Genomic DNA, 19,531 nt, shown 5'->3' with positions numbered 1-19,531 from the left:
TTCAGGGGGCGAACATGTCAGAAGCCAGATCCGTAACCGAAACGAAACCTTGGGCCGATCCGAACGCGGAACCCTTCTTGCAGATCAAGAACGTGACCAAGATGTTCGGTCAGTTCACCGCCGTGGAAAACGTGTCGCTGGATATCTACAAGGGCGAAATCTTCTGCCTACTTGGCGGGTCCGGTTGTGGTAAATCCACCCTTCTGCGGATGCTCTCGGGGTTCGAAACCCCGACCTCGGGCCAGATCATTATTGATGGTCAGGATCAGGCCGGTGTGGCCCCTTATGCCCGCGAAACCAACATGATGTTTCAGTCTTACGCGCTGTTCCCCCACATGACCGTGGAAAAGAACATCGCCTATGGCCTGAAACGCGATGGTCTGCCCAAGGCCGAAATCGCCACCCGCGTCACCGACATGCTGTCGCTTGTGCAGATGGATCAGTTCGCCTCGCGCAAACCGCACCAATTGTCGGGTGGTCAACGTCAGCGGGTCGCGCTGGCCCGGTCGTTGGTCAAGAAACCCAAGCTTCTGATGCTGGACGAACCGCTGGGCGCATTGGACAAGAAACTGCGTGAAGAAACCCAGTTCGAACTGATCAAGATTCAGGAAAGCCTGGGTGTGACTTTCGTGGTTGTGACCCACGATCAGGAAGAGGCGATGACCCTGTCGAGCCGTATCGGTATCATGACAGCAGGCGAGATCGTCCAGGTCGGTACGCCACACGAGATTTACGAATACCCGCAGAACCGGTTCGTGGCTGATTTCATTGGTTCGGTGAACGTGTTCGAGGGCCGCATCACCGAAGACGGCGACGATCATGTCATCATCAGTTCAAAGGAAACTGGCAGCGACCTCTACGTCCCCCATGGGATCAGCGGTGTTCTGGGTCAGAAGGCCGCCGTGGCCGTGCGCCCGGAAAAGGTCATGATTTCCAAGGAAAAGCTACCGGATGTGCGCAACACATTGACCGGTGTGATCGACGAGATTGCATATATGGGCAACTCCTCGGTCTATCACGTGCGTCTGGACAGCGGTAAACGCGTGCGCGTCAGCCAGACCAACATGACCCGGTCCGGGGACGATCCGTTTGACTGGGACGAAAAAGTGCATCTCGGATGGGCCGGTAATGCCGGTGTTGTGGTGACGTCATGAGCACCGAAGCCGATATCAACACCAAACTTCCGGGCGGTCGTTTCCTTGGCCGTATCCTGGAAAAGCTGGGCCTAGGGGGCCGCGGGTTGGTCATTGCCATTCCGACCTTCTGGCTGCTTCTGTTTTTTCTCATCCCGTTTCTCGTCGTGGCGAAGATTTCGCTGTCCGAGGCGGCAATTGCACGTCCGCCCTATCTTCCGATCTGGGAGTGGGATGACGGATTCCTGAACCTGACACTCAATTTCGGGAACTACCTGTTTTTGCTGGATGATCCGCTTTACCTCTCGGCCTATATCGAGTCGGTCAAGATCGCGGCGATTTCCACGGTAATCACGCTGCTGATTGGCTATCCCATGGCTTATATGATTGCGCGGTCGCCGGTCGACAAACGCAACATCCTGCTGATGCTAGTGGTGTTGCCGTTCTGGACCTCGTTCCTGCTCAGAGTCTACGCTTGGATCGGATTTCTCAAGGCCAACGGGATCATCAACAACTTTCTTCTGACCATCGGTATCATCGACGAGCCGTTGATCATGCTACAGACCGATTTTGCCGTCTATGTTGGCATCGTCTATACCTACCTTCCGTTCATGATCCTGCCGCTCTACGCCAACCTGGTGAAGCTGGACGAATCCTATCTGGAAGCTTCCGCCGATCTGGGCGCACGTCCAGCGACGACGTTTTTCACCGTCACACTACCCTTGTCGATGAGCGGAATCATCGCTGGCTGCATGCTGGTCTTTATCCCCGCAGTCGGTGAATTCGTGATCCCAGCGCTACTGGGTGGACCCGATACGTTGATGATCGGGCGGGTTCTGTGGAACGAGTTCTTCTCGAACCGTGATTGGCCAATAGCGAGCGCCGTGGCGATCGTCATGCTCTTCGTCCTGGTCATTCCAATTATGATGCTGCGTAAGGCGCAGGCCGCTGAAGAAGGGGCGAAATGATGAAGCGCAAATCGAGATTTCTTCAGGTGACCGGGCTTTTGGGTTTCATCTTCCTCTATGCCCCCATCCTCTCGCTGGTGGTCTTCAGCTTCAATGAAAGCAAGCTGGTCACTGTCTGGGGCGGTTTTTCAACCAAGTGGTATGGTGAGCTGCTCCGGGACCCGCAAATCCTGCAGGCTGCCTGGATCAGTGCCAAGATTGCCTTTCTAAGTGCAACTCTGGCGGTGACAATCGGGACCGTGGGGTCCTTCGTTCTGACCCGGTTTGAGAAATTCCGAACCAAGTCGATCCTCAGCATGATGATCACCGCACCTTTGGTGATGCCCGAGGTGATCATTGGTCTGTCGCTTTTGCTCCTGTTCGTCGCGATGGAGGGGCTGATCGGATGGCCCGGCGGTCGGGGTATGCTGACCATCATCATCGCGCACGCTACCTTCGGGGCCGCCTATAGCGCCGTGGTGATCCAATCGCGCCTTGTCGATATGGACATGTCCATCGAAGAGGCGGCGCAGGATCTGGGGGCCAAGCCGGTGCGCGTGTTCTTTGACGTGACCCTGCCGGTAATCTCTCCGGCGTTGGTGTCAGGTTGGCTTCTGGCCTTCACACTCAGCCTGGATGACCTGGTGATCGCCAGCTTCGTGTCGGGCCCGGGTGCCTCGACCCTGCCGATGGTCATCTTCTCGAAGGTCCGCCTTGGAGTGAGCCCGGATGTGAATGCACTGGCCACCATCATCATCGGCGTGGTGTCGCTGGGCATCATTGCCGCCGCGTTGCAAATCAACAGGAGCAAGAAATATGCCTCACACGGGTGATCAGGCCTTCCTGCGCAAGGAAACCACCAAAGGCCGTTGGCATGAGATGACTTATGGCGGCGTGCTCAGCTTCCTGCGTCGCAATTACAGCCGGGATCTCGAAGGGGTCGATGTGGCGGTGACGGGTGTTCCCTATGACAATGCCGTCACCTTTCGCCCCGGATGCCGGTTGGGGCCGCAGGCGATCCGGGCCGCATCGGTTCAACTGGCCGAACTCAAAGCCTTCCCATTCGGGTTCGACCAGTTTGATACGCTGTCGGTCGTGGATTACGGTGACGTTCATCTTGACCCTCATCATCCGGATACCGTGCGTCCTGCAATCGAGGCTCATGCTGACCTCATCATCGAAAGCGGTGCCAAGATGTTGACCTTGGGAGGCGATCACTCGATCGCCTACCCACTGCTCAAGGCGCATGCCAGAAAATACGGTCCGGTGGCGTTGATCCAGTTCGATGCCCATTGCGATGCATGGGACGATGACGGCGAGATGCAGGACCATGGCACCATGTTCCTGCGCGCCGCGCGCGAAGGCATCATCGATGTTAGCAAGTCCACCCAAGTGGGGCTACGCACCTTTAATGACGAGGACTTCGGCTTTGAAATTCTCACCAGCCCCTGGATTCACCGCAACGGTATCGACGCCGCGATCGAGGTGGCGCGAAAGAGAGCAGGCGATGCGCCGGTTTATCTGTCCTTTGACGTGGATGGCATGGACCCGGCCTTTGCCCCCGGAACCGGTACGCCGGTGTCCGGCGGCCTGGCGTCGTGGCAGGCGCTGGAATTCGTACGTGGCCTTGAGGGGTTGAACCTGATTGGCATGGACGTGGTCGAGGTTTCGCCACCCTATGACGTGTCAGAGATCACCGCGGTTGCAGCTGCCACGGTGGCACATGACTGGTTGTGCCTGCTTGCCAAAGCTGCGGGTGCCGAGGGCGTCGAAGTTGGGCGTGTCTGAGAGGCCGAACATGAAAATCGGGATATTACAGACCGGGCGCTCCCCTGATGAGCTCCGCGAAAAGCACGGCGACTATGACGACTTCTTCAAGAAGATGTTGGCCGGGCGCGGCTTCGACTTTGTGACCTATAAAGCGCTGGATGGGGTTCTGCCCGCGTCGATCCACGACGCTGATGGCTGGCTGATTACCGGATCGAAATTCGGTGCCTACGAGGGGCATGACTGGATTCCACCGCTTGAAGACTTCCTGCGCGATGTCTTTGATGCCGGAGTTCCCATTGTCGGGGTGTGTTTTGGTCACCAGATCTTAGCGCAGGCGTTGGGCGGCAAGGTAGAGAAGTTTGCTGGCGGGTGGTCGGTCGGCGCGACGGATTACGAGGTCACGGATGGGCCTAGTGAACGCATCCTGGCCTGGCATCAGGATCAGGTGACAGAAATCCCTGACCAAGCTGAGGTGATTGGCTCGTCAGATTTCTGCGCCAACGCGATTCTGGCCTATGGTGACAAGGCGTTGACCATCCAGTCACATCCGGAATTCACCTCTGCCTTTCTGGCCGATCTGGTTGAAGCCCGGCGCAATATCCTGCCTGACAATATCGCTGAAGGCGCGCTGGCGCGGAACGAGGAAACGCTGACTTCCGACGGTTATGCCGACAGGTTCGAAGAGTTCTTCAAGCGAGACCGGACAAGGTGAAGTGAGCAGGAATGCCCGATTTGAATTGGACCACCGTTATGCTTGAGAGACGGGGGACCGAGAATGGGGAACAGGAGATACAAGCCAGAAGAAATAGTTCAGAAATTGCGACAAGTTGATGTGCCTGTCGGCCAGCGAATGTTGCATGTAGACGTGATCCGCGAGGTTCGCATAACGGAACAAACCTATTACTGGTGGCGCAAGCAATATGGTGGGATGGGAACTGACCAACTGAAGGAACTAAAACGCCTTCGGAAGAAGGATGGGCGTCAGCGGAAGGCTGTTTTAAACCTGATGCTCGATAAGCTTATCCTGCAGGAAGCTGCATGGGGAAACTTCTGAGTGCCGCCTAATGGCATGCCCGCATCGACCTGATCAGAAGCGAGACGAAGGTATCAGAACGCTAAATCTGTCGCGGGCCGGGATGGCGGTGCTCGACACAACAGTATCAGCCACGCGAAGACGTTAAGTCAGCGGATCTGTACGATATAGGCGAATTTTGGTGCCGCCATGGTCGACGATCGGCCCGGGTGGCAACATCGGAAGGCGGGTGGCGCGTGCAAGTCCCGGGGTTGTGGTAACGATGCCGACACGCCAGCCCGAAAAACGGCTCATCAACACCTTCCCCAATGTGCCATAAAGCGAGCGCAGTCGCTTTTCATCGCCAATTCTGGCCCCGTAAGGAGGATTCACAATCACGAGGCCTGCAGGTCCTTCAGGCGGTTTGATGTCGCTGACCGAGCGGTGTTGAAAACGGGTGACATTGGCAACACCAGCACGATCTGCGTTGGTAGTTGCGGCCTCGATGGCGCCTGCATTGCGATCAGAGCCGAAATAGATCGGCTCCAGTGCGGGTGCTGCCGGATTTTGTCGCAGATCCTGCCAGGTATTCCGGTCAAATGATGCCAGACTTTCGAACGCAAAGGTGCGGGTCCGACCCGGATCCAGCCCGAGAGCAATTTCAGCCGCTTCAATCGGGAATGTGCCAGATCCGCACATGGGGTCCAGAACAGGTTCGGATCCGTCAAACTCGCATTCGCGCAAGAACATTGCGGCCATGGTCTCGCGCATCGGGGCTTTTGCAACGGCAGGTTTATGGCCGCGCTTGTGCAGTGGCTCGCCCGAGCTGTCGACCGAAAATGTGCAGATATCCTTTTCGATTCGCAGCAGAACCCTTATGGGAGCTTCGGCCGAGATCGGGGCGCCCAACGTTTCGGATATCGCCCGCTCGACACGCTGACGCGCTGCGCCCGCGTGATAGATGCGGGATTTCCGACTGGTGGCTTCGACTTTGATCGGTACGTTCGAGCGAAAGTGTTCTGCCCATGGAAACTTGCGCGCTCGTTTGTCCAGCTGCGCCAGATGAACCGCTGGGAAACTGCCCAGGCGAACCAGAACCTTGTTTGCCCCACGCAGCAGCAGATTTGCGCGCCAGACCTCGGGCCAGTCACCGCGGCATGTCACGCCTCCGGGGGTGATGCGTGCGCCGGCAAAGCCGCGTTCAAGAGCTTCGGCGCATAAGGGGGCTTCGAGCCCCGGTGTGGCGACAAGAAATATCTCGAGATCTTCAGTATTTTCCATCCCGGATGCTTACACCGGATGATCTGCGGGCGCGACTGGCAAATTCCGCGACGCAATTCGCTGGCATTTTGACGCAATTCCAACGAAAGTGGTGCCTGCATGCCAGTTTCAGCGGTAACAGGTTTGCGTTTCGAGCCACGCTTGCGTAAAGGAGCGTGGATTGAAGTTGCGCCTGCGCGCGCGACCGGTGTCTTGGATGCGTGTCAACGCATCGCGCCCCATTGCCGGGTGCGGACATACCAAAGCAACAGCCCGGATTTCGGGGCGCAGGGAAGAAGGCTTGGAAGAACAGAGCGACATGCAGACTTTCAAACTCAAAAAAGGGCTAGACCTGCCGGTTGAGGGCGCGCCCGAACAGAAAATCCAGCCGGGGCCCGAGTTCTCGTCGGTCGCGGTTCTGGGAGGAGACTATATCGGTCTCAAGCCCAAAATGCTGGTGCAAGAGGGCGATGCGGTCCAACGTGGCACTCCGCTATTCTGTCATAAGGATGCGCCTGATGCGATGATGGTTGCGCCGCTGACCGGCAAGGTCGTGGGGATCAATCGCGGGGCGCGCCGAGTATTGCAGAGTGTCGTGATTGAGGTCTCTGATGCCAATGCTGGTGGCGTGGATTTCTCGGGCACCGGAGACTCCGAGACCGCCGAAGGTGTCGCGGCCAAGCTGTGCGCCGCCGGGCTGTGGACGTCTTTCCGCACACGACCCTATTCGAAGATGCCTGAGCCGGGCACCAAGCCCGCTGCGATTTTCGTGACCGCGATGGATAGTGATCCGCTGGCAGGCGATGCGGCATTGATCATTTCAGATGCCGGTGAAGCGTTTGCAGAAGGTCTCGCAGCCGTCTCAAAGCTGACTGAAGGCACGACCTATCTGTGCCAGCAAGAGGGAGCATCGGTTCCCGGAGCAGACTTACCGGGCGTTGAAGCTGCTGCGTTTTCCGGGCCGCACCCCTCGGGTCTGGCGGGAACGCACATCCATTTCCTCGAGCCACTTGCTGGGGACAAGCAGGTTTGGACCGTTGGCTATCAGGACGTGATCGCGATTGGTCGCCTGATGCAGACCGGTCATCTGGACCCGAATATCGTGATTGCGCTGGCAGGGCCGGGGGCACGTCAACCGCGCCTGATCCGCACCGTGATGGGCGCATCGACCGATGACCTGACCCGAGACGAGGTATCTGTCGACGGTACCGCGCGGATTATCTCGGGTTCGATCTTGTCCGGGCGGCATGCAGAAGGGCCGACAGCCTATCTCGGCCGTTTCGCGCGCCAGATCAGCATTATTCGCGAAGACAGTGATCAAATCCCGATGGGTTGGATCCGTCCGATGCCGTCCAAATACTCGGTACAGCCTGTTTTGGGATCGGCTTTTGCCAAGAAGCTCTATGCGTTCACCTCGAACCTGAACGGTGGCCGCCGCGCCATGGTGCCGACGGGCGTGTTCGAAGAGCTGATGCCGCAGGATTATCTGCCCACACAATTGCTGCGCGCGCTCTTGGTGATGGATACCGATACCGCGCAGGCACTGGGTGCGTTGGAGTTGGACGAAGAAGATCTGGGCCTTGTGGGCTTTGCCTGCCCGGCAAAATATGAATACGGGCTGGCGCTGCGCGACTGCCTCACCAAGATTGAAAAGGAGGGCTGATCCACATGGGTTTGCGCAGCTTCTTCGATCGGATCGAGCCGAACTTTACCAAAGGCGGCAAGTACGAAAAGTATTTCCCCATCTACGAGATGGTAGAAAGCTTTATCTACACTCCGAAAACCGTCACGACTGTCGCGCCGCATGCGCGCTCTTACGTAGATATGAAGCGGATCATGACCTATGTCGTGATCGCCACGATCCCTTGTATCCTTTGGGGGATGTACAACACCGGCTATCAGGCGAACTCGGCCATTGCCGCGTTGGGACCAGATTCAGCGACCGACTGGCGGATTGCGATCCTGCAGATGTTCGGGATCTCGCTGAACCCTGACAGCATATTCGCCAATGTGATGCATGGATTGATGTATTTCTTACCGATTTACATCACCACGTTGGTGGCAGGCGGTATCTTCGAGGTCATCTTCGCCACCGTTAGGGGCCATGAGGTGAATGAAGGTTTCCTTGTCACTTCAATGCTTTACACACTGATTATGCCTGCGACCGCGCCTTTGTGGCAGGTTGCATTGGGGATCATATTCGGTGTCGTGATCGGTAAGGAAGTGTTTGGTGGCACTGGTAAGAACTTCCTGAATCCGGCACTGGTAGGACGTGCTTTCCTTTATTTCGCCTATCCCGCGCAGATGTCGGGGGATGCGGTCTGGACGCCGGTTGATGGCTTCTCTGGCGCGACCGCGCTGGGTATCACCGCGGCTGAAGGCGTTCAGGCGCTGGCGGCTGACGGGATCACCTGGGCCAACGCCTTCTTCGGGCAAATCCAGGGCAGCTTTGGTGAGACATCGACGCTGGCTTGTATGATCGGTCTGGCCTTCCTGCTGACGACCAAGATTGCCAATTATCGCCTGATCGTGGGCTGTCTGGCAGGCACGATCGGCTTCACGCTGCTGCTGAACTTGATCGGATCGGACACCAACCCGATGTTCGCGATGCCTTGGTACTGGCACATTGTTCTTGGGGGCTATGCCTTCGGCTTGGCGTTCATGGTAACCGAGCCCGTCTCGGCCAGCCACACCAACATGGGCCGCTACATCTATGGCGCGCTGATCGGTATCATGGTTGTGATGATCCGAGTCATTAACCCCGCTTTCCCCGAGGGTATGATGCTGGCAATCTTGTTCGGAAACGTTTTTGCGCCGCTGATCGATTATTTCGTCGTACAGGCCAATATTAAACGGAGGGCGCGTCGCCATGTCTGATACGCAATCCAACGAACCCAAGGGAGCGATTGCCAAGTTTCTGGCGGCTTCGCCGGACTCGGTTGGCAAGACGATCTTTATTGCCGTGGCCGTCTGCCTTGTTGCCTCGATGGTCGTGTCCGCGGCTGCGGTCAGCCTGCGCCCGGTGCAGGAAGTCAACCGACTAAAAGACAAGCAGGTCAACGTTCTGCAGGTCGCCGGCATCTACGAACCGGGCATTGACGTGACCGAGGCATTCGCCGCCTTTGAACCGCATGTACTGGAACTGTCTACCGGTGATTTCGTAGACGATGAGTTCGACCCGACCACCTTCGATGATATCGCCGCTGCCAGCGATCCAGAACTGAGCGTCGCTCTGGATGATGACCCGGCTGGGATCGGGCGTAAGTCTAAGTACCGCGTGATCTATCTATTGCGTGATGATGCGGGCGCACTGGACAAGGTAATCCTGCCGCTTCACGGTTATGGCCTGTGGTCTACGCTCTATGGCTTCATCGCGCTGGAAAACAACGGCAACGATATCTTCGGCCTTCAGTTCTATCAGCACGGCGAGACACCCGGTCTGGGTGCCGAAGTGGACAACCCACGCTGGAAAGCGCTGTGGAACGGCAAGAAGCTGCGTGACGATGCAGGTGATTTGCAGATTACCGTTGCCAAGTCGCAGCCCGCAGCAGGTCCTGATTTCTATGTCGATGCGCTGGCAGGCGCTACGCTGACCTCGGTCGGTGTCGATAACCTGGTGAAATTCTGGATGGGCGACGCGGGCTACGCTCCGTTCCTGGCCAAACTGCAAGCAGGAGAGCTCTGATGTCTCAGACCAAGAAAGAGATGCTGGTCGACCCGCTTGTCGACAACAACCCGATCACACTGCAGGTGCTGGGCATCTGTTCGGCGCTGGCGGTGACTTCGTCGCTGCAGGTGTCGATGGTGATGGCGCTGGCGGTGATCTTCGTAACCTCGTTCTCGTCGTTCTTCATCTCATGCCTGCGCAACCAGATCCCCGGCTCAATCCGGATTATCGTGCAGATGGTGATCATTGCCTCACTGGTGATCCTGGTAGACCAGATCCTCAAGGCCTATGCGTTTGAAATTTCCAAAACGCTGTCCGTCTTCGTCGGCCTGATCATCACCAACTGCATCGTGATGGGCCGCGCCGAAGCGTTTGCGATGAAAAACCCTCCGGTCGCTTCTTTTATTGACGGGATGGGCAACGGAATGGGCTATGGCCTGATCCTGCTGCTGGTCGGCTTCATTCGGGAGCTGTTCGGGGCTGGGTCGTTGTTCGGTGTGACCATTCTTGAGACCGTCAATAACGGCGGCTGGTATGTGCCCAACGGCATGCTGCTGCTGCCACCGTCGGCGTTCTTCATCATCGGTCTGATCATCTGGGCCTTCCGCACATGGAAGCCGAACCAGGTGGAAGAGCGTGAATACAAAATCCAGCAGGTAGAGGCCCACTGATGGAAGGTCTGATTTCACTGGCCGTAAAGGCCATCTTTGTCGAAAACCTCGCTCTCAGCTTCTTCCTTGGGATGTGTACCTTCATCGCTGTGTCGAAGAAAATCTCGACCGCGCTGGGTCTGGGCATCTCGGTCATGGTGGTGCAGGCCATCACTGTGCCTGCCAACAACCTGCTGCTGAATTACTTGCTGAAACCGGGGGCCCTAGCTTGGGCCGGGTTCCCCGATGTGGACCTGACCTTCCTTGGCCTGATCTCTTATATCGGCGTGATTGCGGCGATGGTTCAGATCCTTGAGATGGTGCTCGATAAGTACTTCCCGCCGCTCTACAACGCGCTGGGTATCTTCCTGCCGCTGATCACGGTGAATTGCGCCATCCTGGGTGGTTCTCTGTTCATGGTCGAGCGGGACTACAACTTTGCTGAGGCGGCGACCTACGGTCTGTCTTCGGGCTTTGGCTGGGCGCTGGCGATCACTGCGATGGCGGGCGTGCGCGAAAAGCTGAAGTACTCTGACATCCCCGACGGTCTGCAGGGGCTCGGCATCACTTTCATTACCGCGGGACTGATGGCTATGGCCTTCATGTCCTTCTCGGGCGTGAAACTGTAAGGAGGGCGGAATGGAAACCTTTGGCTTAGGTGTAGCCCTTTTCACCGTTATCGTTCTAGGTCTGGTCGCCATCATCATGGCGGCGCGGTCCAAGCTGGTCTCGACCGGGAACGTGAACATCACCATCAATGGTGAGAAGACCATCTCGGTTCCTGCCGGTGGTAAGCTGCTGCAAACGTTGGCAGCAGAGAAACTGTTCGTGCCCTCCGCCTGCGGCGGTGGCGGTACATGTGCACAATGTCGCGTGCGCGTGCATTCCGGCGGCGGATCGATCCTGCCGACCGAGGAAAGCCACATCACCAAGCGCGAGGCGTCTTGTGGTGACCGGCTATCCTGTCAGGTAGCGGTCAAGCAGGATATGGACATCGAAGTTCCCGAAGAGGTCTTCGGCGTCAAGAAATGGGAATGCACCGTTCGCTCGAATGAGAACGTAGCAACATTCATCAAGGCTCTGACGCTGGATCTGCCTGAAGGCGAAGATGTGAACTTCCGCGCCGGTGGTTATATCCAGATCGAGGCGCCTGCGCACCAGTTGGCCTATACCGATTTCGATGTTGAAGAAGAGTATCGGGAAGACTGGGATCGCTTCAATCTGTGGCAGTACAAATCCGTCGTCGCCGAACCGATTGAGCGCGCCTATTCGATGGCCAACTACCCGGACGAGAAGGGCATGATCATGCTGAACGTCCGCGTGGCTTCGCCCCCTCCGGGGTCCGAAGGTATCCCGCCGGGTCAGATGTCGTCGTATATCTTTAACCTGAAACCGGGCGACAAGGTCACAATCTCGGGCCCGTTTGGCGAGTTCTTCGCGCGCGAGACCGAGAAAGAGATGGTCTTCATCGGTGGTGGTGCCGGTATGGCCCCGATGCGCAGCCATATCTTTGACCAGCTCAAACGTCTCGAGAACCGCAACCGCAAGATCAGCTTCTGGTATGGTGCGCGCTCGAAAAAAGAGATGTTCTTTGTCGAAGATTTCGACACTCTTGCCAAAGAATTCGACAATTTCGAGTGGCACGTTGCCTTGTCGGACGCGCAGCCCGAGGATGACTGGAAAGGCTACACTGGCTTTATTCACAACGTTCTGTTCGAAGAATATCTGAAGAACCACCCCGCGCCGGAAGATTGCGAATACTACATGTGTGGCCCGCCAATCATGAACCAGTCGGTCATCAACATGCTGCTGGATTTGGGCGTGGACCGCGAAGATATCATGCTCGACGATTTCGGCGGGTGATACCAAAAAAACCGGCGCTTCAGGGCGCCGGTTTTTTCTTCTCGGCTACGGTGAAGGATTACAAACGCAGATCACTTGCCTCTATCGGCAAGCAGGATTTGACGTCGAATAAAACGCTTTGGTCTTTACCATATCCTCGAATTTCACTTGGATCGAGCGCCAGGTATTCGCGATGTGCAACGGCCACCACGACACCGTCATACGTTCCGGAATGGGCCTTATCGATCAGCGATATACCGTATTCATCGAACGCGGATTGAGGGTCGGCATGCGGATCATGCACATCCACCGCAACGCCGTAGTCCTGCAATTCAGTCACGATATCGATCACTCGCGTGTTGCGCAGATCGGGGCAGTTTTCCTTGAAGGTTAGCCCCAACACCAACACGCGCGCCGCGCTGACATTGATCCCTTCGCGGGTCATCCGTTTGACGAGTTGTGATACGACATAACTGCCCATGCCATCGTTCAGGCGCCGCCCAGCCAGTATGATTTGAGGGTGATGACCAACGGCTTCGGCTTTGTGGGTCAGGTAATAGGGGTCGACGCCGATGCAATGCCCGCCGACCAGTCCGGGTCGGAAGGGCAGGAAATTCCATTTGGTGCCCGCCGCGCGCAGCACGGCGTCGGTGTCGATCCCCAGACGACCAAAGATCATCGCCAATTCGTTCACCAGCGCGATGTTCAGATCACGCTGCGTGTTCTCGATGACCTTTGCGGCCTCGGCGACGCGAATGCTCTCGGCTTTGTGGGTCCCGGCGGTGATGATCCGCGCGTAAAGGGTATCGACCAGATCCGCGACCTCGGGTGTGGAGCCAGAGGTGACTTTGCAGATATCAGCGATCCGATGAGTTTTGTCACCGGGGTTGATCCGTTCTGGACTGTACCCCGCAAAGAAATCGCGATTGAATGTCAGGCCTGAGATCTGTTCCAGCACCGGCACGCAATCATCTTCGGTGGCGCCGGGGTAAACGGTGGATTCGTAAATCACCAGATCGCCGGGCTTTAGCACTGCGCCAACCGTTTCAGATGCGCTGAGCAATGGGGCAAGATCAGGCTGTTTGCCCGCAGTAATCGGCGTGGGGACCGTCACGATGAAGGTATCACATGTGGCCAGATCCGCCGCGTGGGTGGTGAAGGTCAATCCATCTGCCGCGCTCAGCTCAGCAGGTTCAACTTCAAGCGTCGTATCTTCTCCGGCACGAAGCGCGGCAATCCGCTCGGCATTGATGTCGAACCCCAGCACTGGCCCGATCTTGCCAAAGGCTACGGCCAGCGGCAGTCCGACATAGCCGAGGCCGATCACAGCAATCTTGCGGGCATTCGGGTCGGTTTCAAACATGCCGGTCACTCAGATCACTTCCCGTAATATTCTCGGAACCACTTGACGAATTGCGCAACGCCGTCCTTGAAGTCAGTCTGCGGACGATAGCCGGTCAGGCGTTGCAGCAATGCGCTATCTGCCCAGGTCGCTGGCACATCGCCCATTTGCATGGGCATGTAATTCCGGATGGCTTTCTGACCAATCGCGTCTTCGATGGCTTCGATGAAATCCATCAGACGCACTTTATCGCCGTTCCCGATATTCACCACACGATGCGGTGCGACGGGGGACAGGCTGTCTCCTTCTTCGATCTCATCGCGGTCCGAGGGGCGCACGGGGGGCACGTCGATCAGTAGCCGGATACCACGCACGAGGTCTTCGACATTGGTGAAATCGCGATACATATCCCCATGATTATAGATGTCGATCGGACGACCATCGAGGATCGCATCCACGAATTTGAAAAGCGCAAGATCGGGGCGTCCCCAAGGCCCGTAGACCGTGAAGAATCTGAACATGGTCGTCGGAAGGTCCCAAAGGTGCGCATAGGAATGCGCCATCGCCTCGTTTGCCTTCTTGGTGGCGGCGTAGATCGTCAGCTGATGATCGGCTTTTTCAACCTCGGTGAACGGCATCTCCTCATTTGCCCCATAAACCGAAGAGGTCGAGGCCATCAGCAGGTGGTCGACCTTATGCAGTCGGGCGACCTCCATCACGTTGAACGTACCCACAACGTTCGAGTCGATGTAGCTGCGTGGGTTTTCCAGGCTGTAGCGCACGCCTGCTTGCGCTGCGAGATGTACGATGATCTCGGGCTGGAACTCATCAGCGATTTGCATCAGCTTTTCGTGATCTTCCAGCAGGGCTTCGTTTGCGGTGAAATTCGGGTTTTGCAGCAACATCTGATGCCGGCGATGCTTGAGGCTGACATCGTAATAATCCGTCATTCCGTCATAGCCATGTACGCGAAACCCTTCGGAGAGCAGCAGTTTGGCCAGATAATAACCGATAAAGCCTGCCGTACCCGTGATCAAAACCCGTTTCATCTATCGTACACCGTTGTTCAGAACCTGCCTCTCAGGGATACTTTCCTCGTCGGATCGTCAAGCGGATATTTCAGGTTTCTGATGGGCAGAGGCATTGGGATCAGGATTTGGCGATTGCTGCAACCGGCTTGCCGGGTTAGGCATCTGGCCGATGCTGCCGAGATGGATCAAAATCCTTCTGCGCCCGGAACCGGTGCAGACGCAGGGGACAGACCTGTCGACACTGGCCCCCGAGGGCCGGTTTTATGCGGTTGGCGATATCCATGGCAGGCTTGATCTTTTGCAGAGACTTCTGGCCGCGCTGGACGATTCCGTTCCGGTGGTTTTTTTGGGCGACTATGTTGATCGGGGCGATTACAGCGCCCAAGTCCTGCGCCATTTGCGTCATCTCAGCACCAGCCGCCATGGCAGGGCCATCTGCCTGAAGGGCAATCACGAAGAGATGTTGCTAAGCTTTCTTGACAACCCGACCAAGTTTGAACGCGTTTGGATGCATAACGGAGGAACGCAGACATTGGCCTCATTCGGTCTGACCCGCACGCTGGACCTGGGGCCGGAAACTAAGGCCGAGAAATTGAGACACGCGATGGGTGAGCCCTTGTTGGAGTGGCTGCGGGAACGCCCGCTGCACTGGACCTGCGGCAATATTACTGCGGTTCACGCGGCAATGGACCCAGCAAAACCGGTCGAGGCTCAGTTTCCTCGGACCTGTCTGTGGGGTCATCCGAATTTCCTGGCAAAGGCGCGTAGGGACAGGCAATGGATCATTCACGGGCACACAATCATCGATAAGCCATGCGTGCGGGGCAGGGTCGTTTCAATTGATACGGGCGCGTTTGCGACAAACCAGCTTACGGCGGCCGAAGTCTCGGACGGGACCATCCGGTTCATTTCGACCAACCGCTCGGGGATCGTATATAGCTCGGCCTGAGCCTTTAGCCGACAATCATTTGCTTCATCTTGAGCGCTTCGTATTCCAGCTCTTTCAAGCGGAAATGCACCACGTCTCCGATGGTAATAACGCCGCGCAGGTTGCCATCGGTCAGCACCGGCATGTGGCGGAACCGTCCTTCGGTCATGGTTTTCAGCACATCGTTCAGAAGGTCTTCGGGGGCGCAGGTTTTGACCTCGGTCGTCATCAGATCAGACACCGATTGCGGCAATGTCTGACCCGGTGTCTCGGCCATACGGCGTACGATGTCACGTTCAGACAGAATGCCCTGCAGTGCGCCGTTCTGGTCCGTTACAACCACGGCACCGATATGTTTGTCGCGCAGGATATCGACAACCGAATGTATCGTGTCGTTCGGGCGCACCGCAAATACTGCATCCCCTTTGCCTTCCAGCAGTTTCGCAACCGTCGAATGGGTCTGTGACAGGTTGGTTTCAACCGACTGACTGCGGGTTGTCGACGCGGCCTTGTCGCCACGTGTAGGGGGCTGGTAAGAGCTTGGGGCCATGGGCGGTCTCCTCTGTCTTGGGATATCTCTGTTCTGTCCACCTTAACGAAGGGGCAGCCGCTGTATAGGGTGCAAATTTGCAGACCGGCGTAACCCGGCCACTTTACAAGGAAATTCGATCACGTGAGCGAACTGTACCTGACCCCGCCCATAGCCGCGCTGATCTTCTTTTTTGTAGTTGTCTGCGGACACAATTTTCGCATGGCCTGGAAGCAGCAACTCCCCGGCTGGCAGAGGCGTGCGTGGGTGTTCGGCGTCCCGGCGGCAATCGGGCTTTTTATGCTGGCCTTTCTGCCGCTCAAGATATGAAGCCGGTTTGACTCTGCGCATGGCCACTGGCATACGCCGGGCACGGATTTTCCCAGGAGATCGCCCGATGCGCCATCTGATTGCTCTGGCTTCGCTGCTTTTTGTGACCGGCTGCCTGTTCGATACCGAACCTGATGTGGTTTCGCTGTCGGGTGAGACCATGGGAACGACGTTCAACATCACCGCAATCGGTGACGATCTGGATGAAGCGGCGCTTGGCGAAGCGGTGCAAGAGACCTTGGCGCAGGTCAATGCGCAAATGTCCAACTGGGACCCAAACTCCGAGGTTTCGACCTTTTCCGCCTCAGCCAGCACGGATCCTATGCCGGTTTCGGATGAATTCGCGCTGGTAGTGGAGGCCGCCAACGAGGTTCATGCCAAATCCCAAGGCACGTTTGACGTCACCCTCGGCCCGTTGATTGAGCTCTGGGGTTTTGGTCCGCGCAAGCCCGAGGATCCGGTACCTGCAGATGCTGAAATCAACGCCGCTCTGGATCAGGTTGGTCAGGCGCGCCTGCTGACTCTGGATCGGGCGTCGGGGACGCTGGCCAAGTCTGAACCGGGTGTAGGGATTAACTTGTCTGCCATCGCCAAGGGCTACGGGATTGATGCGGTTGCCGCCCGGCTTCGCGAAGCGGGGATCGAGAATTACATGGTCGAGATCGGAGGCGATCTTGTGGCCATGGGCGAGAATGACAAGGGTGAGGCCTGGCGGATCGGTATCGAAAAGCCGGAGGCCAGTGCTCAGGCCATTCAGTTGATCGTATCTCTGGATAATCTCGGCATGGCGACCTCGGGCGATTACAAGAATTTCTTCGAACAGGATGGCGTTCGCTATTCCCACATCATCGACCCGACGACCGGGCGCCCGATCACGCATCGCACCACTTCGGTTACGGTTCTGGCAGACAGCGCGATGATGGCGGATGCATGGGCGACGGCGATGCTGGCCTTGGGGCAGGAGAAGGGCATGGAACTGGCCGAAAAGCATAAACTTGCCGTGTTCTTCATCTCGCGGGATGTGACAAGCGGGGAAGAAGCCTATATCACCGTACAAAGCAGCGCGTTCAAGGATGCGCTGGGGACCAACTGACCGGTAGGAACCGTTATGAGCACCTTTATTCTGGCCTTTTTCCTGTTGCTGATCGTCATGGTTGGTATGGCGCTGGGTGTGATGCTGATGGGCAAGACCATCAAGGGCAGCTGCGGTGGCCTGAACGCGATCTCTGGTGCCGATAAATGTGTGGTCTGCCAAAAGGATGTCGATCCCGACAGCCCTCTGCGCGACCAGTTGCAGTGCAAGCGTGCGAAAAAGATGCTGCAACAGATGGAAGGCTAGGATACCCCTCTTGGCATGATCAAAGCCAGGAACATCCTCTTCATTATGTTCGACCAATTGCGCTGGGACTACCTCAGCTGCTACGGACATCCACATCTCCATACCCCGAATATTGACCGGCTCGCTGCGATGGGCGTGCGTTTTGACCGCGCATACATCCAGTCTCCGATTTGCGGCAGTTCCCGTATGTCGACTTATACCGGCCGCTATGTGCATTCGCACGGTGCGTCGTGGAATGGTATTCCGCTGAAAGTCGGTGAGATGACCATGGGCGATCATTTGCGCAAGGCGGGGATGGGTTGCTGGTTGGTCGGCAAGACCCATATGCGCGCAGATGCCGAGGGCATGGCCCGTTTGGGGCTTGAGCCCGACAGCCTGATCGGTGCGCGCGTAGCCGAATGCGGATTTGATGTATTTGAACGCGATGATGGGATGCGCCCCGAGGGACCCGATGGTTTCTATGATCCCGGTGGGGCTAAGAAGTACAACGAATATCTGAAGGACAAAGGTTACGACAGTGACAATCCCTGGCACGATTTTGCCAATTCGGGTCTGGATGCAGATGGCAATGTGCTGTCGGGTTGGTTTCTGAAAAACTCATCCGAGGCGGCCAATATCGCCGAGGAAGACAGCGAAACGCCCTATCTGACCTCTCGTGGAATTGAGTTTATGGACGGCCATGAAGGGCCGTGGTGCTGTCACCTCAGCTATATCAAGCCGCATTGGCCTTACATCGTGCCGGAACCCTATGCCTCGATGTACGGCCCCGAGCACGTACTGCCGGTGGTTCGGTCCGAGGCTGAGCGGCAGAATGCGCATCCAGTGCTCAAGGCGTTCATGGACACGAAAATTGGCCAGACATTCTCACGTCAGGATGTGCGCGAGGCTGTGATCCCGGCCTATATGGGCCTGATCAAACAGGCCGATGATCAGATGGGGCGGCTATTCGACTGGATGGAGCAGACCGGGCGGATGCAGGACACCATGATCGTGTTGACCTCGGACCATGGGGATTTTCTGGGCGATCACTGGATGGGGGAGAAGACCTTCTTCCACGATGCCTCAACCAAAATGCCGCTGATCATCTATGATCCATCACCCGAAGCTGACGCGACACGCGGCACCACCTGCGACGCGCTGGTCGAATCCATCGATCTGGCCCCCACCTTTCTGGAGGTTGCAGGCGGAGAACCCGCCGGACACATCCTCGAAGGGCATTCGTTGCTGCCGATTCTACATGGGCAATCCGACAACACCCCGCGCGATGTCGTTATCTGCGAATACGACTATTCTGCTTCGCCCATTGCCCAGATGCTGAATGCTTCGGTGCGGGATGCGGTCATGTTCATGGTCGCAAACGAGAAATGGAAGCTGGTCCATTGTGAGGGTGGCTATCGCCCGCTTTTGTTCGATCTGGAGACTGATCCAGATGAACTGATCGATCTGGGCGAAAGCGATGAGCACGCAGACATTATCGCCGAGATGTATGACTATCTATTTGCCTGGGCCCGCCGTCCGTCTCAGCGCACAACCCGGTCCGAGGAGCAGCTGTTGAACATGCGCGGATCGAGCCGTGGAACAGGCGTAGTGATTGGTATCTACGACGAAAACGATATGCCGCTTGAGCTGACCGTGAAATACCGCAACCGTAAGGCACGGCCATTTGGGGATTACAAGGCAGATTAATTCTGCCCTTGCAGCGCCGAAAGACGGTTCAACCTTGCGCGGGCAGGGGGTAGAAGGTGGCAACA

The 19,531-nt window shown here is 57.0% G+C and carries 21 protein-coding genes; 17 read left to right on the top strand and 4 right to left on the bottom strand.

All coding sequences use genetic code 11. The features are described 5' to 3' along the window. The first annotated feature begins 14 nt into the window (after positions 1–14). The 6 genes from ACR0IV_RS13885 (at position 15) to ACR0IV_RS13860 (ending at position 4,904) form a co-directional block, all read left to right on the top strand. Positions 15–1,154 (top strand): ABC transporter ATP-binding protein, encoded by a 1,140-nt coding sequence (locus ACR0IV_RS13885; protein ID WP_480472785.1) that lies wholly within the window; start codon positions 15–17, stop codon positions 1,152–1,154. Further along, entirely contained in the window at positions 1,151–2,101 is a 951-nt protein-coding gene (locus ACR0IV_RS13880; RefSeq protein WP_480658640.1) for an ABC transporter permease subunit, read from the top strand. Before ACR0IV_RS13885 ends, ACR0IV_RS13880 begins: the two co-directional genes overlap by 4 nt. Continuing rightward, the gene (locus tag ACR0IV_RS13875) at positions 2,101–2,913 is read left to right on the top strand and encodes an ABC transporter permease subunit (protein ID WP_480472787.1); all 813 of its coding nucleotides are present in this window, start codon (positions 2,101–2,103) and stop codon (positions 2,911–2,913) included. The genes ACR0IV_RS13880 and ACR0IV_RS13875 overlap by 1 nt, the downstream gene beginning before the upstream one ends. Continuing rightward, positions 2,897–3,868 carry an agmatinase gene (gene speB, locus ACR0IV_RS13870; RefSeq protein WP_480658641.1) on the top strand — a complete coding sequence of 324 codons (972 nt, stop codon included), beginning with the start codon at positions 2,897–2,899 and terminating at the stop codon, positions 3,866–3,868. Before ACR0IV_RS13875 ends, speB begins: the two co-directional genes overlap by 17 nt. Before the next feature lie 10 nt (positions 3,869–3,878). Then, positions 3,879–4,562, top strand: a complete 684-nt coding sequence (locus tag ACR0IV_RS13865; protein WP_480658642.1) for a type 1 glutamine amidotransferase — start codon at positions 3,879–3,881, stop codon at positions 4,560–4,562. Between the two features lie 63 nt (positions 4,563–4,625). Then, complete coding sequence (locus ACR0IV_RS13860) at positions 4,626–4,904, top strand: transposase (RefSeq protein ID WP_480658643.1); 279 nt, start codon at positions 4,626–4,628, stop codon at positions 4,902–4,904. Between the two features lie 123 nt (positions 4,905–5,027). On the opposite strand, the gene ACR0IV_RS13855 is transcribed toward ACR0IV_RS13860, so the two are convergent. Continuing rightward, positions 5,028–6,143 (bottom strand): THUMP domain-containing class I SAM-dependent RNA methyltransferase, encoded by a 1,116-nt coding sequence (locus tag ACR0IV_RS13855; protein ID WP_480658644.1) that lies wholly within the window; start codon positions 6,141–6,143, stop codon positions 5,028–5,030. A 298-nt stretch (positions 6,144–6,441) separates the two neighbouring features. On the opposite strand from ACR0IV_RS13855, the gene ACR0IV_RS13850 reads away from it, so the two are divergent. The 6 genes from ACR0IV_RS13850 to nqrF are packed head-to-tail and all read left to right on the top strand — an operon-like array spanning position 6,442 to position 12,302. Next, a complete protein-coding gene (locus ACR0IV_RS13850; protein ID WP_480659002.1) occupies positions 6,442–7,785 on the top strand; it encodes a Na(+)-translocating NADH-quinone reductase subunit A in 1,344 nt (447 codons plus the stop codon). Between the two features lie 5 nt (positions 7,786–7,790). Next, positions 7,791–8,999 (top strand): NADH:ubiquinone reductase (Na(+)-transporting) subunit B, encoded by a 1,209-nt coding sequence (locus tag ACR0IV_RS13845; RefSeq protein WP_480658646.1) that lies wholly within the window; start codon positions 7,791–7,793, stop codon positions 8,997–8,999. Continuing rightward, positions 8,992–9,807: a Na(+)-translocating NADH-quinone reductase subunit C gene (locus ACR0IV_RS13840; RefSeq protein WP_480658647.1), complete on the top strand. Its 816-nt coding sequence runs from the start codon at positions 8,992–8,994 to the stop codon at positions 9,805–9,807. Before ACR0IV_RS13845 ends, ACR0IV_RS13840 begins: the two co-directional genes overlap by 8 nt. Next, positions 9,807–10,460 (top strand): NADH:ubiquinone reductase (Na(+)-transporting) subunit D, encoded by a 654-nt coding sequence (locus ACR0IV_RS13835; protein ID WP_152460184.1) that lies wholly within the window; start codon positions 9,807–9,809, stop codon positions 10,458–10,460. Before ACR0IV_RS13840 ends, ACR0IV_RS13835 begins: the two co-directional genes overlap by 1 nt. Beyond that, positions 10,460–11,068 (top strand): NADH:ubiquinone reductase (Na(+)-transporting) subunit E, encoded by a 609-nt coding sequence (gene nqrE, locus ACR0IV_RS13830; protein ID WP_050603817.1) that lies wholly within the window; start codon positions 10,460–10,462, stop codon positions 11,066–11,068. The genes ACR0IV_RS13835 and nqrE overlap by 1 nt, the downstream gene beginning before the upstream one ends. Before the next feature lie 10 nt (positions 11,069–11,078). Then, positions 11,079–12,302 (top strand): NADH:ubiquinone reductase (Na(+)-transporting) subunit F, encoded by a 1,224-nt coding sequence (nqrF, locus tag ACR0IV_RS13825; RefSeq protein WP_170393981.1) that lies wholly within the window; start codon positions 11,079–11,081, stop codon positions 12,300–12,302. Between the two features lie 58 nt (positions 12,303–12,360). Here nqrF and tviB read toward each other — a convergent pair whose 3' ends face one another. After that, positions 12,361–13,644 carry a Vi polysaccharide biosynthesis UDP-N-acetylglucosamine C-6 dehydrogenase TviB gene (gene tviB, locus ACR0IV_RS13820; RefSeq protein ID WP_480659003.1) on the bottom strand — a complete coding sequence of 428 codons (1,284 nt, stop codon included), beginning with the start codon at positions 13,642–13,644 and terminating at the stop codon, positions 12,361–12,363. Positions 13,645–13,658: 14 nt separating this feature from the next. Then, complete coding sequence (locus tag ACR0IV_RS13815) at positions 13,659–14,672, bottom strand: GDP-mannose 4,6-dehydratase (protein ID WP_480658649.1); 1,014 nt, start codon at positions 14,670–14,672, stop codon at positions 13,659–13,661. A 94-nt stretch (positions 14,673–14,766) separates the two neighbouring features. On the opposite strand from ACR0IV_RS13815, the gene ACR0IV_RS13810 reads away from it, so the two are divergent. Beyond that, on the top strand, positions 14,767–15,603 hold the full coding sequence (locus ACR0IV_RS13810) for a metallophosphoesterase family protein (RefSeq protein ID WP_480658650.1): 837 nt from the start codon (positions 14,767–14,769) through the stop codon (positions 15,601–15,603). 4 nt (positions 15,604–15,607) lie between these two features. Here the strand turns inward: ACR0IV_RS13810 and ACR0IV_RS13805 are convergent, their stop codons facing one another. Then, positions 15,608–16,132, bottom strand: a complete 525-nt coding sequence (locus ACR0IV_RS13805) for a CBS domain-containing protein (protein ID WP_480472849.1) — start codon at positions 16,130–16,132, stop codon at positions 15,608–15,610. A gap of 123 nt (positions 16,133–16,255) precedes the next feature. Between ACR0IV_RS13805 and ACR0IV_RS13800 the strand changes: the two genes are divergently transcribed. The 4 genes from ACR0IV_RS13800 to ACR0IV_RS13785 all read left to right on the top strand — a co-directional run bounded on the left by ACR0IV_RS13800 (position 16,256) and on the right by ACR0IV_RS13785 (position 19,466). Then, complete coding sequence (locus tag ACR0IV_RS13800) at positions 16,256–16,441, top strand: hypothetical protein (RefSeq protein WP_480471951.1); 186 nt, start codon at positions 16,256–16,258, stop codon at positions 16,439–16,441. A 67-nt stretch (positions 16,442–16,508) separates the two neighbouring features. Further along, a complete protein-coding gene (locus tag ACR0IV_RS13795) occupies positions 16,509–17,534 on the top strand; it encodes an FAD:protein FMN transferase (RefSeq protein ID WP_480658652.1) in 1,026 nt (341 codons plus the stop codon). A gap of 15 nt (positions 17,535–17,549) precedes the next feature. After that, on the top strand, positions 17,550–17,780 hold the full coding sequence (gene nqrM, locus ACR0IV_RS13790) for a (Na+)-NQR maturation NqrM (protein ID WP_170692282.1): 231 nt from the start codon (positions 17,550–17,552) through the stop codon (positions 17,778–17,780). A 15-nt stretch (positions 17,781–17,795) separates the two neighbouring features. Continuing rightward, on the top strand, positions 17,796–19,466 hold the full coding sequence (locus ACR0IV_RS13785) for a sulfatase-like hydrolase/transferase (protein WP_480658653.1): 1,671 nt from the start codon (positions 17,796–17,798) through the stop codon (positions 19,464–19,466). Positions 19,467–19,531 lie beyond the last annotated feature (65 nt).

The organism is Ruegeria sp. C2 (assembly GCF_056537765.1).
This window is presented reverse-complemented; position numbering and strand designations above follow the sequence as displayed.

Excerpts from the sequence above, each read along its gene's own strand:
- ACR0IV_RS13845 (WP_480658646.1), top strand. The coding sequence starts at position 7,791 with ATGGGTTTGCGCAGCTTCTTCGATCGGATCGAGCCGAACTTTACCAAA.
- ACR0IV_RS13840 (WP_480658647.1), top strand. The coding sequence starts at position 8,992 with ATGTCTGATACGCAATCCAACGAACCCAAGGGAGCGATTGCCAAGTTT.
- ACR0IV_RS13795 (WP_480658652.1), top strand. The coding sequence starts at position 16,509 with ATGCGCCATCTGATTGCTCTGGCTTCGCTGCTTTTTGTGACCGGCTGC.
- ACR0IV_RS13860 (WP_480658643.1), top strand. The coding sequence starts at position 4,626 with ATGGGGAACAGGAGATACAAGCCAGAAGAAATAGTTCAGAAATTGCGA.
- ACR0IV_RS13855 (WP_480658644.1), bottom strand. The coding sequence starts at position 6,143 with ATGGAAAATACTGAAGATCTCGAGATATTTCTTGTCGCCACACCGGGG.
- nqrF (WP_170393981.1), top strand. The coding sequence starts at position 11,079 with ATGGAAACCTTTGGCTTAGGTGTAGCCCTTTTCACCGTTATCGTTCTA.
- ACR0IV_RS13815 (WP_480658649.1), bottom strand. The coding sequence starts at position 14,672 with ATGAAACGGGTTTTGATCACGGGTACGGCAGGCTTTATCGGTTATTAT.
- ACR0IV_RS13850 (WP_480659002.1), top strand. The coding sequence starts at position 6,442 with ATGCAGACTTTCAAACTCAAAAAAGGGCTAGACCTGCCGGTTGAGGGC.
- speB (WP_480658641.1), top strand. The coding sequence starts at position 2,897 with ATGCCTCACACGGGTGATCAGGCCTTCCTGCGCAAGGAAACCACCAAA.
- ACR0IV_RS13785 (WP_480658653.1), top strand. The coding sequence starts at position 17,796 with ATGATCAAAGCCAGGAACATCCTCTTCATTATGTTCGACCAATTGCGC.
- ACR0IV_RS13835 (WP_152460184.1), top strand. The coding sequence starts at position 9,807 with ATGTCTCAGACCAAGAAAGAGATGCTGGTCGACCCGCTTGTCGACAAC.
- nqrM (WP_170692282.1), top strand. The coding sequence starts at position 17,550 with ATGAGCACCTTTATTCTGGCCTTTTTCCTGTTGCTGATCGTCATGGTT.
- ACR0IV_RS13805 (WP_480472849.1), bottom strand. The coding sequence starts at position 16,132 with ATGGCCCCAAGCTCTTACCAGCCCCCTACACGTGGCGACAAGGCCGCG.
- ACR0IV_RS13865 (WP_480658642.1), top strand. The coding sequence starts at position 3,879 with ATGAAAATCGGGATATTACAGACCGGGCGCTCCCCTGATGAGCTCCGC.
- ACR0IV_RS13875 (WP_480472787.1), top strand. The coding sequence starts at position 2,101 with ATGAAGCGCAAATCGAGATTTCTTCAGGTGACCGGGCTTTTGGGTTTC.
- nqrE (WP_050603817.1), top strand. The coding sequence starts at position 10,460 with ATGGAAGGTCTGATTTCACTGGCCGTAAAGGCCATCTTTGTCGAAAAC.
- ACR0IV_RS13880 (WP_480658640.1), top strand. The coding sequence starts at position 1,151 with ATGAGCACCGAAGCCGATATCAACACCAAACTTCCGGGCGGTCGTTTC.
- ACR0IV_RS13885 (WP_480472785.1), top strand. The coding sequence starts at position 15 with ATGTCAGAAGCCAGATCCGTAACCGAAACGAAACCTTGGGCCGATCCG.
- tviB (WP_480659003.1), bottom strand. The coding sequence starts at position 13,644 with ATGTTTGAAACCGACCCGAATGCCCGCAAGATTGCTGTGATCGGCCTC.